Here is a 17,385-nt window from a genome sequence, read left to right on the forward strand (position 1 = left end):
GCCTCCGACTTAATTGGTGATAATATAATCATTAAGGGCCAGACTACCGGTTCAATAACTCATACAATAGAGTCTATGCAGATTGAAGGAAAATCTGTAGAATCTGTTGAAAAAAATACTAATGTTGCTATTTTAATACCAACAAAAGTTAGAAAAAATGATTTTGTTTATAAATTAATTGAGAGGTCACACAATGATTAAAAAAATAGCAATTTACGGTAAAGGCGGAATAGGAAAAAGTACTACTGTGGCTAACTTATCAGCTACATGGGCCAGTCAGGATTTGAATTGTTTAGTTATTGGTTGTGATCCGAAAGCTGATACTACACGTACATTATATGGTCAAAGAATTCCAACTGTTGTAAACACTTTAAAAGATAACAGAAAACCTGAACGTGATGATTTAGTTTTTAAAGGTTTTAAAGATATATTATGTGTTGAAAGCGGAGGGCCTGAACCTGGAGTCGGATGTGCCGGTCGTGGTGTAATCGTTGCAATGAAAAGACTTGAAAATATAGGAATCTTTGATGAAGACATTGATGTAGTGGTTTATGATGTTTTAGGTGATGTGGTATGTGGAGGTTTTTCAGTTCCTCTACGTGAAAAATATGCTGATGAGGTATTGATTGTCACTTCTGGTGAATATATGTCACTTTATGCTGCAAACAATATTGTTCGCGGAGTTAAAAAACTTAAAGGAAATTTAAGTGGTATTATCTGTAATTGCAGAAATGTTGAAAATGAAGAGGAAATAGTAAATGCTTTTGCTGAAAAAATTGGCACACATGTTATTGGAACTATTCACAGAAGCAATTTAATTCAAGATGCTGAATTGGATGCAAAAACCGTTGTAGAAAAATATCCTGAAAGTGATGAAGCTGGTGAATACTTCAATCTTGCTTCAAATATAATGGCTAATGAAAAGGTATCAATTCCTGAACCTATGGATGATGAAGAGTTTGAGGAATTTTTTAAATCTTATATCTGATTATTATGGCTAAAAAACTATGTATATTTGATTTTGATGGAACTTTGTTTGACTCAATAGATGATGTTATTTTTTGTTTTAACAAAGTTTTAAAAGAGTATGGCTTTCCTACCTTAACTCGTGATGAGTATATTCCATGTTTGGGAGGAAATATTAATGATATTGTCTCAAAAGTATTGGGCAAAAACAGTACTCCCCAAAATGTAGAAATTATTAAGGATGTCTATTTGGATTGTTATAATTCATCCAAAAAAGAAAGAACAATTCCTTATCCGCATAGTGAAGAGCTTTTAAGGAATTTGCAGGATAAAAATATTTTGCTGGCCATTAATTCCAATAGATTAAATTATTCATTAAATGAATTTGTTGAGAAATATTTCTCAGATATTGATTTTGTACTGATAGAAGGCCATAATGTTGATTATCCATCTAAACCTGATTCTTTTGGAGTAAATAATATAATTGACAAAGCAAATGTGAGTCTAGATGAAGCAGTATATATTGGTGATACTATAATTGATATTAGGACGGCTCAAAATGCAGGAATTGATTGTGTAGTTGTCAAATGGGGTTATGGGCAAGATAATGCATTCAATCATGAATATCCGATAGGAGTCATTGAAGAATTTTCACAATTATATGACTTGCTAGACATTAACTATTTTTAATCCAAAAATCATAGTATAATCTATGTTATTTGTATATTATCCAAAATGCTCAACTTGCAGAAAAGCCAAAAAATGGTTAGAAGAAAACAATTTAGAATTCCAGGAAAAGGATATTGTTGAAGATAATCCTACTGTTGAAGAGTTAAAAGAATGGTATGAAAAAAGTGATTTGCCATTAAAAAGATTTTTCAATACCAGCGGAATGAAATATCGTGAATTAAAATTAAAAGATAAACTTCCTGATATGTCTGAAGATGAACAATTGGAATTGCTTGCAACTGATGGAATGCTTGTAAAAAGACCAGTAATTGTCACAAATGATGTTGTCTTAACAGGCTTCAGACAAAAAGAATGGGAAGAAAAATTATTATAATTTTTTAACCCATTACCTTTCAATTTTAGGGTATTAGATTAATTTTCAATTCTAATATCCTAGAAAATCCAATTAACCATAATCCCCTACTGTCAAAACAACTTGGTGTAAATTATGGGAGGAGGGCTGAGATTATATGTTGTTTTGATCAAGTGGGATAAATATTGTTTGACACATGTTTTTTACCCCATTATCAATATGAAAGTTTAATATTAGTAAAACTTTCAATTAAAACTTATGGTATTTTTATATAAATCCTTTTGGTTACTTTTTAGTTACTCTAAAATAACGATAACTTTATATACTATAAAAAAGCCTATATGGCTAAGGGGGAAAATAAAATGAACACCTATAGCAAATGTCCAATAGAATTAGTAGTACGATTGTTCAAGAAAAAATGGGTAATCGAAATTCTTCGAGATTTGTTTTTTGGCAAAACTCGTTTTTCCGAATTCAAAATAGACAAACCAAATCTATCCAATAAGGTGTTGAGCAACTGCCTAAAATCAATGGAAAATGATGGTTTGATTAAAAGAATATCTGATAGATATGAGCGTGACGTTGAATATATATTAACTAAAAAAGGTCAAGCTTTAAATAAAATTGTATATGAACTAGCTATGTTTGGTATTGATGAAGATATCGGTGATACTAAATTTAATGAAGAAACCAAAGGTAAAATGAAACGTAGTTTTAAAGATAAATTAATCTTTAAATAATTCTTTTCTTTTTTTAAAAATTTTTATATTTAATTAAATTTAAATTAGATATCATGAACAATGATGATTTGGATCAATTAAAATTGGAACTTGAATGTGAAAAATTTCGCCTGATGTCATATCAGCTTGGTGATTTGCTTGAAGAGTATGACAAATTAATGGAATTGAGGGGAAATATTCAATTTAAATTTTTCCGTACATTGGAAAACATAAAGAATAATGGAATTCCTGTTAAAGAGGATTATGAACGTTGGGAAAAAATCAGAACCCGTGAAAGAGAAGGATGGGATGAAGAAATTAATTTAATTGCTGATTTAAAATATGATGTAGACGATAATTTGAAATTGCTTGATAATACTAAAATGAGAAGAAGCATGATATTCAATAATACGTCTTCTGATGACTAAATTCCAATAATTAAAGATTATTCAATGTGTTTAAGTAGACGCTTTCAATGTCTTTTCCAAATGTTTCTTTTGAGAATTTTTGGGATGATTTTAAAGCATTATCTTTCAATATAGAATATTCATCATCCATATTTAATATTTTTAAAATATAATCTATATATTCCTGTTTATTAGTATAAGTAAATCCGTTATATCCATTTTTAATAACATCATTCAATGATTTATCATATCTACAAACAAGAGGTAATGAAGATGCTAATGCCTCCATATATGTTATTCCCTGTGTTTCACATGTAGATGCAGAGACAAAAATTTTTCCTAATTTATAATATTTATATGTTTCTTTGGGTTGAATAGCTCCTGTTAATCGGACATGTTTCTGCATGCCCATTTTAGTAATTTTATTTTTTAAATGGTTGAGATTAGGTCCTTCTCCACAAATAAGCAATATGATATCTTTATCTTTTAAAATTAAATCTGGAAGAAATTCAATCAGTTCTTCAATATTTTTTTCTTTCGCTATTCTTCCAATATATACCAATATTTTTGAGTTATCATTTAAATTTAGCTCAGACTTTAATTTATTTTCTTCTTCTGGTGATAATTTCTGGTTAAATCTTTCTAAATCTATACCTGTTGGAATGAGGTAAGTTGGAAGATTAATATTTATTTTTTTAAGATATGAAATCATTTTTTCACTTGGTGCAATTATCCCATATGATTTATCATAACATTTTTTGACTATTCTTTTTGAAATTATTCTTCTAATTATCTTTGTAGGAATTAAACCGCTTGTAAAATCTTCCCAAGATGTATGGCAAGTATTAATATATGGACAATTCGATTTTTTAGAAATTTTTTTAGAAATTTTACCACAAAACCATTCTGTCTGAACATGGATTAAATCAGGATTCCATGAAACAATTTCGTCGATAATTTTATCATTGAATTTAATTGATTGTCTAAAATCTATTCTGTAAAGCGAAAAAGAACCTATATAATAATCATTATTAACAATTTTAGACTTATGGTCTTTTGATAATGTTAATAATCTAACATCATGTCCCTGTTTAATTAATTGGTCTTTTAATATGGTAATTGATACATCAACTCCACAAATTTGATTTTCATATGTATCTGATGTTATTAAAATTTTCATACAACTCTTATTCTTATTTTTATTCTTTTTTCTATTTAAAATTATAATTTAGTAGATATATTCAAGTGTTAGAGTAATTAAAAACAAAATTAAACAAATTGTCATTGAAGTGAGATATTTCTGTGTAAAGAAAATTAAATTTAAAAATAATCTATATTAAATTTTACAGTATTATTCTTAATAATCATTATATATAAATAGTAATAATTTACATAATTGTATATTGTATATATTTTGATAATTTTAATGTGGAGTTTGTGATAATGAGTTCAAAATGGAGAAGTACATCAGTTAAAATTACTTTAATTTTATTTGTTGTTTGCATAATGTTGTTTGCATTTTCATTTGTTCACAATACCCATTATACCGGTAAATCTTTTGCTGAAGCATATAATTTGCCTATTGGACAATCAGTGTTTGCTGGAGATTCAGTTTTGGATGATAAAGATATGGTTGAGGTTCCATTTCTTGGAAATCCATCATTTATTCTTCATGAAATAGGAACACTTGATTTACATGGCATTTTAATGACTTTATCAACAGGTATGGTTCCTTTTGATTTTTCTACTATTTCGGGTGAAGGTATTGATTCTTATGGAAATGCTTATGGATTTAAAGGTCCTGGTTATTTAACTATTCAAGGCGATAAATTAGCTGTTAAAGCTCCGGATACTTATATTTGGGGTTACAGTTCACCGTATAAAGTTTTAACAAAAACAGAAAAAGGTGTCGATGTTGTTGAAAATGGTACTGTTATTAAATCAGTTCCTACAAATGAAATTAAAGACTTGCCTTATCATAATAATTTTTATAATGCTTCTTCAATTGTAAATTGGTATAACTATGATGCAAAGGTAGGTTCAAACTTTACATTAGAAAAAGGAATTGTAGGATTTTCAGATAATAGAAATAATATTAGTCATGAAGATGTAGAACGTATTTTCGGTAAAAATGTATCAGATTATGTAGATGCTTATCCGTCAGGTTCACCTATTGTTTTATATATGGGAAACACTACTCAAGTTGAAGGTGAAGTATATTATACTTATTTGGACTCACACCCAGAATATGGTGACTCTGTAAGGGAATTTAATGCAAGGCAGTTTGTAGAAGCATGGAATAACACTATTATTCCACCTAATTGTACTGGATCAGGGCATGATTATGTTTCATTCGGTTCAGCAACTGATGCTTCAGCACCTGGTGGAAGTGCGGCTCACGGTGTTTGTCCACCAGCTAGGGCTTTAAGGTCTGCTGTTTTAGCAGAAGGATTTGGACTCCCTGTTGGTATGGATGGTACTGAAAATGCTGTATTATATGGTTACAATCCTGCTAGTGGTATTTTAGTAACTAATAATCATAATTATCCAGTTAAACTTGTAATGTGGACTGAAGGTAGTGGAACAAGTATGTCTATTCATTGTAAGGTCATTAGATTCGTGCCTTCTGATCAGGTTAATACAAATAACATGACTACTAACACCACTAAAACTAGTAATATAGGAAATGGTTAATTTCCTTTCTTTTTTTTATTTTTATGTCAATTTCAGCTATTATTACTGCAGCTGGTAAAAATTCCAGAATGCGTAAAGATCAAATTTCGAGAAATTTGGAAATCAGAAATAAACTTATTTTACCGTTTAATGATAAAACTGTTTTGGAGACAACTATTGACAATACATTATCTTCAAATATTGATGAATGTATTGTAGTACTTGGCCATTATAGTGATGAAATAATGGAAGCTATTTCTAATAATTATAAAGACTCAGTAAAATTTATTACAAATAATCCTTGTGATGTAGGTTTATCAACTTCTCTTTTCAATGGTTTATCAAATATCGATTCTGATTTTGCATTATGTGTTACCGGAGACCAACCAACGGTATCAACAGAAACCTTTAATAACATGATTAATGTGTTGGGGAAGTGTGAAAATCCATATAAAACTATATCCATTTTGAGAAGGAGAAAAACAGGATTATTGGATACTGCAGAAGGTCTTGGAATGCCATTTGTAGCACCAAGGATTAATTTAATGAAATATCTGGAAAATGAGGATGATAATTTAAATCCAATTTTGAGAAAAATATTTGCTGATGGCTATACATTTTATGGAATAAAAGAAAAAAATGAAAAAGAATTATTAAATATCAATCATTATGATGATTATTTAAGCTTAATTAAATAGATTCAAGTCCGCTAATTACCTCATCTATTTTTTCAGCACTGATACCGATTGTCATTTCGTTATCCTTAATATCGGCAGCTTTTCTGGAACCATCACAACCTAAAGTGAAGTTAAGTCCTCCTTCATTGTATGGATCTGCAAAAGCATCACCGCATAATGACTGAATACCTGCAAAATTAGGGTTAATTTTTTCACCACTTTCATAAACTATGCTTTGAGCAAGTTTCATTGCACCAACAGGCTCAGTTATTACTTGAATAACGTCTGCTTTAAAATTAGCTTCATCTAATGGTGCATATGCCATACCCCAAAACTTATCTTTAACAATTGATAATTTTGAAGTTAATTTTTTAGCAGTTTCCAGATCTTTAAATCTACCTAAAGAAAAGTATTTTTCACCATTAGCCAATTTTTCAGGCATTTCTCTAAGTCCGATAGCTCCGGCTCCACCAAGACACATTTGTTCTTCAACAGTACTGTAGAATTTTTCACCGAGAGAAGCTTTTCTAACCATTTCACAGTGTCTTACTTTTTCACTAATTAATTCAAAGCCTTCTGGAATATCGTCTTCGCTTTTAAGTAATTTCATAGCTACCGGTTTGCAAGTTAATTTAACTTTAGATCCAATAACTTCACAATATTTTTGATTTTTTTCTAAGTCGCTCATATTACTCACCTATTAATATATTTGTAATCAAGGAATTTTAAATTCTTTGTTTTTGTTTTTATTATTTTTACAAAATGTTTTGAAATCGCAGGCAGAACAGGTTCTCTCTTCTGCTTCAGCAGTCCATGCATCCTGTATTTTACAGCCATTTATCTCTTTGATTATAGATGTTTCGATTTTTTCAACTACATTATCAAATTTTTCTAGTGCATCATTAATTTTTTCATCATTAATTGGAATAATTCGAATTGAGCGGTCTATTTTAAATTTTTCACTTAATTTAGGCATTTCATCATCTTCAGTCCAGTTCTCAATCAATTCAATATCCTTTTTATATTCTTCACTGTCACCGACATCAGTAAGATGGTGATGAATATCCTCTTTTATTAATTTCAAATCCTCAATTGATGGAACTAACTCATTTAAATAAAATATTATTCCTGCTACCGGTTTTTTGCTTTCCTGTTTTTCTCTAAGCCAGGAATAGGTCAGGATTTGTCTTTCATGATAATCCCAATTTTCATTATTGCTGTTTGCAACATCGCATGGAGGTCTTTTCATACCTTTATAATCGATAATGATTTCGTATTCATCTTCATCATAATCTTTAATCAATTCGTTGAATTCGTCATTTTCCTTAAGGTATCTGACAATCTTATTGTCATCATGAATATTGATAAGGCTCAATACGTCTATAACCCCATTAATCCCATAATATTTTGAACGTTTATCATTTTTTGTATATGGCATATCCCTTAGACCTTTAATTAGAACTTCAGCAGATTCCATTAATGGGAATAAATCAGCACCCCATACATTAATTGCCTTTTCTGCCCTTGCACTGGCCAGTTTTTTATGGTCATATTCATTCAAATCATCAATGCTCATGTTAATGTCAGGATGATTTATAGTAAAGAAATGATTTGCCGGCGGATATAAACCACGAATCTGAAGCCTTAAATCAATAATATCTTCAATAGGCCTTACATCTTCTTTCCAGTCCCATGGAAATTCAGTTTTTTCATTTTCCCATTTCATATAAGCTTCTTCCATCACACCGTGAATAAATTCTCCAAACCATAGCTGGACGGGCATTGAAGGAGGAAGTGTCCCTTTATTCTGATATCTGTATTGCAAACCGCAAGTCAAATAAGATAATAAATCTCCAGTTAAGCTATACTCTGGAATCATATATGGTTTTGATTTTGATGATAATCTCATTAAATTCACCTTATATTAAATAAATCTCTTTAAATCCTTTTTGATGTTCATCTCTACTCCACCCGAGTGCAACGTTAGGAATAGATTTATGTTTCTGTTTAAATGAATAACCGTCAATCGCATTGTTCAATCCTATTAATATTAAAATATGTTCAGCTCTTGAAAATGCTACAAAATAAAGCCTTGTCAGGTCATCGAAAGACTTGTCCTTTTCACTTCTATAATCCTGCCCAAGTTCACTATATTTACGGATACTTTCTTCCATGATTGTATAATCAGGTTCTTTTTTAGGAAATCTTTGGTTTTGTGTTCTAACATCATTCTTTTTAAATTTGGAACCTACATCGACTATTACTAAAGGGAATTCCAAACCTTTTGATTGATGAATGGACATGATGTTTAATCTGTTTGTAGGTAGTGTTTCAAGCAAAGCTTCGTCTATTGAAACATCTCCCGTAGCTATTGGCAGGAAAATATTCCAGATAGCTTCAAGAATGGAAGCTCTTTCAGCTTCGGGGGTTGTGAAAACAATATTGGCAGAAAATTTATTGAAAAATCCTGTCTGGGTAATTGACTGGGTTATCGCTTCAAGATAAACTACTCCTTCAGCATCTTCCTGTAAAAAATCGAGCCATGTTACCAATTTATAAGCAAGTTCCATTAAATTGGCTCTGTCAGGCCATTTGTCATATCCTCTTGGATTTCTTCTCTGCCAATCTATAACGAATGTATTCAGGTCAAAGGGTTCGTGAGGTTCCGGATTTAATTTAATATATTCTTTTGCCTCATACCTCCAACGTTGCATATTTTTTTTACCAAGAACTGGTATCTGCTTATCTGATTTTTGTATTTTGGACTCCGGATCAATGCATTCTAGCATCAATCCGCAGAATATTGAAACTTCTTTAATTTCCTGCAGGTCACGTCCGCGAGGATTAAATACTTCAATAGGATTTTTTAATCTTTTCAGCTGATTTCTGATATGTCCGTTTAAAGTATGTGTGCCGTGACTCATTTCCTTTGGTGAATATGTTAAAACTGCCATATCTGAAGCTGAACCCTCTTCTTCATCCAGTTTAATAGTAATATTTTTAATGTCCATTGCTTTTTTAGCACTATCCATTTTCAGTTGCTTTATATCCTCGTTGGTTTTACATTTTTCCAATTGTTTAAAGTATTCTTCATCGATGACTCGGTTGACTTTCAGCTTAGTTTCACCCTTATTAATCAAATCGCTAACCAGTTTTGCCAAATCCTTTGACAACATCTGAACATTATTTCTGAATAATCCTAAAATAGGCATGTTGTGTTTTTCAAGTTCTGGAGCTATGATTTTAGGTTTTGCTTCAACCCTTGCATTTTGATATTCCTGATCAAGTTCAACAAAGCGATTGCAGTGGTTAATAATGTTTCTGCTTGAACGGTAATTTGTTCTCAGGTTAATTTCTTCCACGTCAATGCCCAGCTTATCTTTAACTCTTGATTTAAAATTGGTAAACAGGTCAACTGTAGCTCCCCTAAATCGGTATAATGATTGGTCATCGTCACCTACAACAGAAATGCTTCCGCCGTTTTCAATAGCTGATGCGGCCATTGTAAAGTAAATCTCTTCCTGTATCAGGTTAGTGTCCTGATATTCATCAATCAGAATGATTTTCAAATCATCTAAAAAGATATCCAATTTGTTGTTTCTAAGTGAATCAAGGAATTTTGACTCAAGCATTGTAAAATCAATAATATTTCTGTTTTTAAGTTCTTCTTCATATTCTTTTATACAGTCAAGTGCAATTTCAGCACCGCTGCCTTCACCAACATTGCTGTAAAATTCATCAAAGTCAATCTGGTCAAAATACATTCTGTTTTTCAGTTCCAGAATGATTTCACTCATCTGTGAAGCTTCTTTCAGTTTTTCTTTTTTGGTAAAACTTGTAAGATAACCTTGAAGGTTTTCATTTAAGTAACGGTTGTCCTTTAAAAGTATTTTAACCATTGCAAATTTAGCAACAAACTCTTCAATAACCACTTCCTGGTTGGTTCCCGGTTCTTTGTGAACACGCAAAAGTTCCTGGGCAATACTGTCTGTGGTTCCAATAGTCAGCTGATTGAAATCAATTCTGTTAATTTCAATTAGTCTGTCAAAGTCATCTCCGGCATTATCTATGAGATAATTTTTGATTTCATCTCCCCATCCAAGAATACGGGAATATAATTCGTCCGCTGCTTTTCTAGTAAATGTTGTTGCAAGTATTTCATTAGGCTTGATATCATCAACAAATATATATTTTAGTATTTTAAGTACAATTACTGTTGTTTTTCCAGATCCAGGACCTGCTACAATAAAAAGTCCTTCATTTGCTTTTGAAAGAATAGCTTTTTTCTGGTCATGGTTAGATGAAATATCTCTTTTCAAAATATTCACTACTATATCTTCAAATTCTTCATAACTAATCATTGTAATACCTAAAAATTTTATTATATAATATTTATTATTCAATTAATATATAAATAATTAGAGAGCATTTGATTAGTAATCCACGAATAATTTAAATATTATATCAAATTAATATAATATCTGTAAAGCTATTTTTAATGATTATTATGTTAGACTCTCCAATTGATGCATTTAAAAATGATATTAGGTTTAGAGACCATATTGCTCATGTTGAAACTATACCTGCTAAAAAAGCCAGTTTCAAAAAAATACCTAATTTAAATGATAAAATCATTGATTACTTGGATTCTAAAGAGATTAAATTATATAATCACCAGGCTGATACTTATGAAGCCATAAAAAGGGATGAAAATGTTATTTTAACTACAACTACTGCTTCGGGTAAAACCTTGGCATTCAATCTTCCTATCATGGATTCATTGATTGAGGATGAAAAGGCAACTGCCCTTTATATTTATCCTGCAAAAGCTCTGTCAAATGACCAGCTTAATGTTTTAAAGAAATTGGAAAAAGATTTGGATATTGATATTAAACCAAGAACTTATGATGGGGATACTCCAAAGTCCCAAAGGTATAATATACGTCAAAAATCAAGAGTTATTCTGACAAACCCCTATCAGCTCCATTTAATACTGTCCTGGCACCATCAATGGGAGAGATTTTACCGAAATTTAAAATATATTGTAATAGATGAAGCCCATTATTACAGGGGGGTTTTCGGATCAAATGTGGCTTTTTTAATTAGAAGATTAAAGAGAATAGCTAATTTCTACGGGTCAAATCCTCAGTTTATCCTATCATCAGCAACGCTGGCAAATCCTTTGGAGCTGGCTAATAAATTGACTGGTGAAGAATTCACATTAATAGATAATGATACTTCACCTAGCGGTGAAAAAGATTTTATTTTATTCAATCCATTTAAAAATTATAGAAACTCGGCTGAATCATCAGCACCATCAATTCATGTAGTGACAGCAGACATATTTCGTTACCTGATGCTTAAAAACATTCAGACATTGTGTTTTACCGTTTCTCGAAAAATCACGGAATTGATTGCAATGTGGTCTAAAAAGGATGCTAAACTGACTGATGGTAAGCTGGATAATTCCCGTATTGCAGCATATCGTGCAGGTTACAGACCGGAAGAAAGACGTGAAATAGAAGAAGGCTTGAAATCACGTAAATATTTGGGCGTTACATGTACCAATGCATTGGAACTGGGTATTGACATCGGTTCACTTGATGCAGTTATAATATCCGGTTTTCCGGGAACCATGATGTCTACATGGCAGCAAAGCGGAAGGGCAGGAAGAAGCAACCAGAAATCCCTGGCAATTTTGCTTGCATTTGAAAACCAGCTGGATCAGTATTATATGAACAATCCAAAAGCATTTTTCTCCAAGCCTCAGGAAAAGGCAATCATTGATTTGTCAAACCCGATTCTTCAAGAAGCGCACCTTTTATGTGCTGCAAATGAACTTCCTTTAAAAAAGGGAGAAGCATTAACATACTTTAACATATCTGATGATGTTTTGGATGAAATGGTTGAAAATGATGATTTGTACCTGTCAAGGCTTGGAAACTACACTTATAAATATGATGACAATCCAGCATTCGACCATTCTCTGGATCAGATATCTTCTGAAGAATTTAAAATAATGAATAATGGAAGATTGTTGGAAACAATGGAACGTTCACAGGTATATCGTGAAGCGCATGAAGGTGCAATCCTAATCAATAAGGGAGAAACATATACTGTTGATAACATTAATTTAAAATCAGGTTATGTCAATGTTTCCAAGAAGAATGTTGACTATCATACGATGGTGTTAAATGATACGCAAGTCAATGTGGTGTCAAAGGAATTCAAACGCCAATATGGAGATTTAACGATTCATTTTGGAGAACTGAACGTTAAAAAGGACTATTACAAATACAAAAAAATGCAGCATTCAAGGGTACTTGGAATGTATCCTCTTGATTTGCCTCCTCTCAAATTCAAAACAAAAGGCTTATGGTTTACAATACCTCAAAACGTAAAGGATGAACTAAAGAAATTGTATCCTGATGATGATGAAGTTTTTGAAGGTGGCCTTCATGGTGCTGAACATGCATTGATTGGACTATTTCCTCTGCAGGTAATGTGTGACCGCTTCGATATAGGAGGAATGTCAACAGCATATCACAAAGATACAGAAGAGGCTACAATATTTATTTATGACGGATATGAGGGTGGAATTGGAATATCTGAAAAGGCAGTTGATGTCTTTGTAGAGCTGTTGGAATCAACTCTGGATTTGATTAAAAACTGTAAATGCAGAAACGGTTGTCCGTCATGTATTTATTCTCCAAAATGCGGAAACGATAACAAGCCGCTTCACAAAAAGGCAACTGAATATATCTTGCAATATATGCTTGATGAATCAATGAAAAATAACTCAAAAGTAGTAACGGAAGAAGTCATTAGTCGCGGTGATGATTTATATGCTCAGGCACTGGATCTTTACACTGAACATCAATATTCTCAGGCAAAGGATTTGCTTCATGAAATATTGAATGATGATGCCAATAATTTAAATGCAAATCTTTTAATGGCTCATGTTCTATATGAACAGGGAATAGAAGATGTTGCAACTTATTATGCAAGAAAAGCCCTTAAAATTTCTCCTTCAAATACCAATGCAGCAGAACTGTTGCATAAAATGCAATTTGTTCCAGCAAAGATTGAATTTAGCCATAAAACTATTGAAAAAGAAGAATCTATTGAAGAAGTTGATGAAGGAAAATCCTTTGATGATGTTGATACATTATATGAAGAGGCATATGACTTATTTATTCAGGGTGATTTGGATACTGCACGGGAATTGCTGGAAGAGCTATTGGCTATTGATGATACTCATGTGGAGGCAACTGCATTGATGGGTTTTGTTTACAGAAGGGGCGGACTATTTACAGAAGCCATGGAATATGCGCGTAAAGCTTCCAAGTTAGATAAAAATAATGAGATGGTTCGTGAATTAATTAAGGAATTGTCTTAAATTGTTTATCATATTTCATATAAAAATAGATATTTTTAAGTTATTTTTTGGTGATGGTTTGGCTTTGTTTAAGGTGCTCCGGAATATGCGCTGAAACCTTCTTTAAAGTGTTCGCATACTTTTTTCAGCTCTTCCGGTATGTCAATGTGTTGGGTACAGTAATCAATGCATGTTCCACAATATGTACAGTCATCAGCAGACACCTTTTCATCTGCTAACTTGTCAAAGTAATTCCTGTAGATATTTGATTCAGGTTGGGCTTTGCTTTTATTATATAGGGAGAAATATTCAGGAATTGGAATCATTTCAGGACATGCGTCGATACAGTATCCGCAATCGCTGCATGGAACAGCTACTTTGGCATTGAGCTTATCAGCCATTTTTTCTAAAAATTCACTTTCTTCATCACTCAATACATCAAAGTTTTCAAATGTATCGCAGTTATCAAGCAAATCATCCATATTGCTCATTCCAGTTAATACAATCTTAACATGTTCAAGTGATGCGCAGAATCTTAATGCAAAGCTTGCTATTGATTTATCTGGATTGAATTGTTTAAACTCATCTTCAATTTCCTTTGGAGGATTTACAATGACTCCTCCTTTTAATGGTTCCATAACATAAACGTCAAGGCCGTGTTCAACACATAAATCATAGCATTTGCGTGCTTCAATAATCGGATCTTCCCAGTCAAGATAGTTCAATTCTAGCTGAACAACATCTAAAAAGTCTCCATATTTGTCTAGAACCTCTTTTAATAGTTTTGAATTGTCATGGAAACTGAAACCTATTTTTTTAGCAATTCCATTTTCTTTCATTTTTTTAATATATTCAAACGCTTTTGCATTTTCAGCTAATTTGTACCATGGAACGTTGATGTTGTGTATAAAGAATACATCAAAGTAATCTATTCCCAATCTTTCAAGCATTTCTGCTACAAACTTGTCATTGTCCTTTTCGGATGTCAATGCCCAGGTCGGCATTTTGTCACATATCTGATAGGATTCTCGCGGGTATCTTTCAACTATTGCTTTTCTAATAGCTATTTCGGATATTCCGTTATGGTATGCATAGGATGTATCAAAATAATTAAATCCTTTTTCCATGTAAATATCTACCATCTGATTAAACAGTTCCTGGTCAACACTTGCAGGATTATTTTTATCAGTTAATGGAAGTCTCATACATCCGAAACCAAATTTTTCTTTAAAAGTCATTGTTACTGCTCCCTCTTTAATTTAATACTATTTTATATTTAATGACTATATAAATGTTGTTAATTGCAACAATTGATGTATTACCTAAATATTATTGGGATATTAAATACTTTTATTAATGTAATAAAACAATAATTAATGTATAAATAATTATATTTTTTAATAGGTGAAATTAATGCATGAATTATCAATGGCTCAAGGAATAATTGATGCAGTTATTGAAACTGCAGAAAATAATAATGCAACTGAAGTCAATGAAATTACAATTGAACTTGGAAGACTGGCAATGGTTAATCCTGAACAATTAGAATTTATTTTAGGTGTTTTAATTGAAAATACAATCTTGGAAGATGCAAAGATTATTTTTGAAGAAATTCCAGTAGAAATTGATTGTCATGACTGTAATTTCCATGGGGTGGCTATATTGGACGATAAAGATCATTATGCTCCTATCGTCAAATGTCCTGAATGTGACAGTTATTCTATTGAAATATTAAATGGAAAGGATATAGTCGTTAAAAATATAGTTATAGAAAAACCTGAAGATAATTAAGTTATATGGTGATATAATGCATCAAGTAGCAGATGTAGAAGTTGCAAAAAATATTATGGATGCTAATAAAAAATTAGCAGATAAAAATAAGAAAAATTTAGAAGAAAAAGGAATATTCTGTGTTGATTTTGTTGGAGCAATTGGTTCCGGTAAAACAACTTTAGTAGAAGAAATTATTGATAATACTGATTATAAAATAGGTGTTTTAGCTGGAGATGTAATTTCTAAATTTGATGCTGGAAGAATAGAAAAACATGATGTTCCTGTTGTAGGTTTAAACACTGGCAAAGAATGTCATCTTGATGCTCATTTGGTAGGTCATGGTATTGCAGATTTACCTTTGGATGATTTGGATATGCTTATAATTGAAAATGTAGGTAATTTAATCTGTCCTGTAGACTTTGAATTGGGTTCCCACATGAGAATAGTTGTTGTAAGTGTCACTGAAGGAGACGACACTGTTGAAAAACACCCGATTATTTTCCAAACATCTGATGCTGTTGTTATCAACAAAGTAGACTTGGCTGATGCTGTTGGTGCTGATGCTGATAAAATGGTTAATGATGCATTAAAATTAAATCCTAATATTAAAGTCATTAAATCCAGTTTAAAAGATGGTACTGGATTAGATGAAATCATTAAATGTATTGAAGAAGCTATGAACAATTAATTTCGGTGATTTTTTGAAAATTTGGATTGATATTTCTAACGCTCCTCATGTAAGGTTTTTTAAAGATGTTATCAAATATCTTGAAGCTGAAGGTGAAGATTTAATTGTTACTGCTAGGCAATTTGGAGATATTCATAAATTATTGAATATGTATGATATAGACTTTATTTCTGTTGGAAAACATGGTGTAAGTTTATATGATAAATTAAGAGAAAGTACTTCAAGAGTTTACAATCTTGTTGATATTATAGCTGATGAAAGGGTTGATGTCGCCCTTAGCAAGCATTCTATTGAACTTCCTAGAATCACATTTGGTTTAGGAATTCCAAGTTTGTACGTTTTAGACAACGAACATGCTCTTGCAGCTAATAAGTTAACATTGCCTTTATGTGATAGAATTATCACTCCAAGAAAAATCGATTTTTGGAAATTAATGAAATTTGGAGCTGATCCAAATACTATTATTCCATATAACGGTACTTCTGAATTAATGCACTTTAAAAGTTTTATTTATAATGATGATGTTTTTAAAGATTTAAATTTAAAACTTGAACATCCTAAAACTATTTTAATGAGGCCTGAACCGTCTCTTGCATCATATTTGGATGCAGATTGTAGAAAATCTGTTTTATCTCCAATTGTTGATGAATTGAAAGACCATGCAAATATATTAATATTGCCTAGATTTAAAGAGCAAGCTGATATTTTTGAAGGTATTGACCATGTTACAATATTGGAGCCTCCTGTTGACACTTCAAGTTTAATGAAAAAGTGTGATTTAGTCATTGGTGCCGGAGGAACAATGAACAGGGAAGCAGCTATTTTACAAACTCCTGTTATTTCATGTTATCCTGGAGAAACATTATCAGTTGATCAGTATTACATTGATCAAGGTTTAATGTATAGATCAAATAATTCAAATCAAGTAATTACCAAAGCATTGGAATTTTTAAATAATCCTCATGAAAAAATTGATTTGAAAACTGATGATTTATTCCAGATTATTATAGATAACTTATATGATTTAGGTAAAAATGGTAAATAGTTTTTTATATTACTTTT

16 protein-coding genes and 1 pseudogene are annotated in these 17,385 nt (G+C 31.4%); 12 read left to right on the plus strand and 5 right to left on the minus strand.

The genetic code is table 11. The annotated features are described in order from the left end of the window. The 6 genes and pseudogenes from ACKI5C_RS04325 to ACKI5C_RS04350 form a co-directional block, all read left to right on the plus strand. Window positions 1–201: pseudogene (locus ACKI5C_RS04325) on the plus strand (hypothetical protein); the annotation flags it as partial. Further along, entirely contained in the window at window positions 194–988 is a 795-nt protein-coding gene (gene cfbC, locus ACKI5C_RS04330; RefSeq protein ID WP_407431980.1) for a Ni-sirohydrochlorin a,c-diamide reductive cyclase ATP-dependent reductase subunit, read from the plus strand. The pseudogene ACKI5C_RS04325 and the gene cfbC, both read left to right, overlap by 8 nt. Before the next feature lie 5 nt (window positions 989–993). Then, entirely contained in the window at window positions 994–1,656 is a 663-nt protein-coding gene (locus tag ACKI5C_RS04335) for an HAD family hydrolase (protein ID WP_407431981.1), read from the plus strand. 22 nt (window positions 1,657–1,678) lie between these two features. Beyond that, window positions 1,679–2,029, plus strand: coding sequence for an arsenate reductase family protein (locus tag ACKI5C_RS04340; RefSeq protein ID WP_407431982.1), 351 nt, complete (start codon window positions 1,679–1,681; stop codon window positions 2,027–2,029). A gap of 341 nt (window positions 2,030–2,370) precedes the next feature. After that, the gene (locus ACKI5C_RS04345) at window positions 2,371–2,748 is read left to right on the plus strand and encodes a winged helix-turn-helix transcriptional regulator (RefSeq protein WP_407431983.1); all 378 of its coding nucleotides are present in this window, start codon (window positions 2,371–2,373) and stop codon (window positions 2,746–2,748) included. Between the two features lie 53 nt (window positions 2,749–2,801). After that, window positions 2,802–3,155: a hypothetical protein gene (locus tag ACKI5C_RS04350; RefSeq protein ID WP_407431984.1), complete on the plus strand. Its 354-nt coding sequence runs from the start codon at window positions 2,802–2,804 to the stop codon at window positions 3,153–3,155. Window positions 3,156–3,165: 10 nt separating this feature from the next. Here ACKI5C_RS04350 and ACKI5C_RS04355 read toward each other — a convergent pair whose 3' ends face one another. Continuing rightward, window positions 3,166–4,314 (minus strand): glycosyltransferase, encoded by a 1,149-nt coding sequence (locus ACKI5C_RS04355; protein WP_407431985.1) that lies wholly within the window; start codon window positions 4,312–4,314, stop codon window positions 3,166–3,168. 263 nt (window positions 4,315–4,577) lie between these two features. Between ACKI5C_RS04355 and ACKI5C_RS04360 the strand changes: the two genes are divergently transcribed. Beyond that, the gene (locus ACKI5C_RS04360; RefSeq protein WP_407431986.1) at window positions 4,578–5,828 is read left to right on the plus strand and encodes a hypothetical protein; all 1,251 of its coding nucleotides are present in this window, start codon (window positions 4,578–4,580) and stop codon (window positions 5,826–5,828) included. A 23-nt stretch (window positions 5,829–5,851) separates the two neighbouring features. After that, window positions 5,852–6,505, plus strand: coding sequence for an NTP transferase domain-containing protein (locus tag ACKI5C_RS04365; RefSeq protein ID WP_407431987.1), 654 nt, complete (start codon window positions 5,852–5,854; stop codon window positions 6,503–6,505). Here ACKI5C_RS04365 and ACKI5C_RS04370 read toward each other — a convergent pair. Genes ACKI5C_RS04370 through ACKI5C_RS04380 form a run of 3 tightly spaced genes read right to left on the minus strand, consistent with a single transcriptional unit; the run spans window position 6,498 to window position 10,845 of the window. Beyond that, window positions 6,498–7,172, minus strand: a complete 675-nt coding sequence (locus ACKI5C_RS04370; RefSeq protein WP_407431988.1) for a DUF169 domain-containing protein — start codon at window positions 7,170–7,172, stop codon at window positions 6,498–6,500. The two genes, ACKI5C_RS04365 and ACKI5C_RS04370, sit on opposite strands and share 8 nt — an antisense overlap. A 27-nt stretch (window positions 7,173–7,199) precedes the next feature. Further along, on the minus strand, window positions 7,200–8,393 hold the full coding sequence (locus ACKI5C_RS04375; protein WP_407431989.1) for a PD-(D/E)XK nuclease family protein: 1,194 nt from the start codon (window positions 8,391–8,393) through the stop codon (window positions 7,200–7,202). A 10-nt stretch (window positions 8,394–8,403) separates the two neighbouring features. Next, the gene (locus ACKI5C_RS04380; RefSeq protein WP_407431990.1) at window positions 8,404–10,845 is read right to left on the minus strand and encodes a UvrD-helicase domain-containing protein; all 2,442 of its coding nucleotides are present in this window, start codon (window positions 10,843–10,845) and stop codon (window positions 8,404–8,406) included. A gap of 146 nt (window positions 10,846–10,991) precedes the next feature. On the opposite strand from ACKI5C_RS04380, the gene ACKI5C_RS04385 reads away from it, so the two are divergent. Next, window positions 10,992–13,883 carry a DEAD/DEAH box helicase gene (locus ACKI5C_RS04385; protein ID WP_407431991.1) on the plus strand — a complete coding sequence of 964 codons (2,892 nt, stop codon included), beginning with the start codon at window positions 10,992–10,994 and terminating at the stop codon, window positions 13,881–13,883. Window positions 13,884–13,951: 68 nt separating this feature from the next. Here ACKI5C_RS04385 and ACKI5C_RS04390 read toward each other — a convergent pair whose 3' ends face one another. Then, the gene (locus ACKI5C_RS04390) at window positions 13,952–15,100 is read right to left on the minus strand and encodes an aldo/keto reductase (RefSeq protein WP_407431992.1); all 1,149 of its coding nucleotides are present in this window, start codon (window positions 15,098–15,100) and stop codon (window positions 13,952–13,954) included. Window positions 15,101–15,275: 175 nt separating this feature from the next. Here ACKI5C_RS04390 and hypA point away from each other — a divergent pair, with 175 nt between their 5' ends. The 3 genes from hypA to ACKI5C_RS04405 are packed head-to-tail and all read left to right on the plus strand — an operon-like array spanning window position 15,276 to window position 17,368. After that, the gene (gene hypA / locus ACKI5C_RS04395; protein WP_407431993.1) at window positions 15,276–15,653 is read left to right on the plus strand and encodes a hydrogenase maturation nickel metallochaperone HypA; all 378 of its coding nucleotides are present in this window, start codon (window positions 15,276–15,278) and stop codon (window positions 15,651–15,653) included. A 16-nt stretch (window positions 15,654–15,669) separates the two neighbouring features. Next, on the plus strand, window positions 15,670–16,323 hold the full coding sequence (gene hypB / locus ACKI5C_RS04400; RefSeq protein WP_407414186.1) for a hydrogenase nickel incorporation protein HypB: 654 nt from the start codon (window positions 15,670–15,672) through the stop codon (window positions 16,321–16,323). 13 nt (window positions 16,324–16,336) lie between these two features. Beyond that, window positions 16,337–17,368 (plus strand): DUF354 domain-containing protein, encoded by a 1,032-nt coding sequence (locus ACKI5C_RS04405; protein WP_407431994.1) that lies wholly within the window; start codon window positions 16,337–16,339, stop codon window positions 17,366–17,368. The last annotated feature ends 17 nt before the right edge of the window (window positions 17,369–17,385 follow it).

It is taken from the genome of Methanobrevibacter sp. (genome assembly GCF_045646045.1).
GTDB lineage: Archaea > Methanobacteriota > Methanobacteria > Methanobacteriales > Methanobacteriaceae > Methanocatella.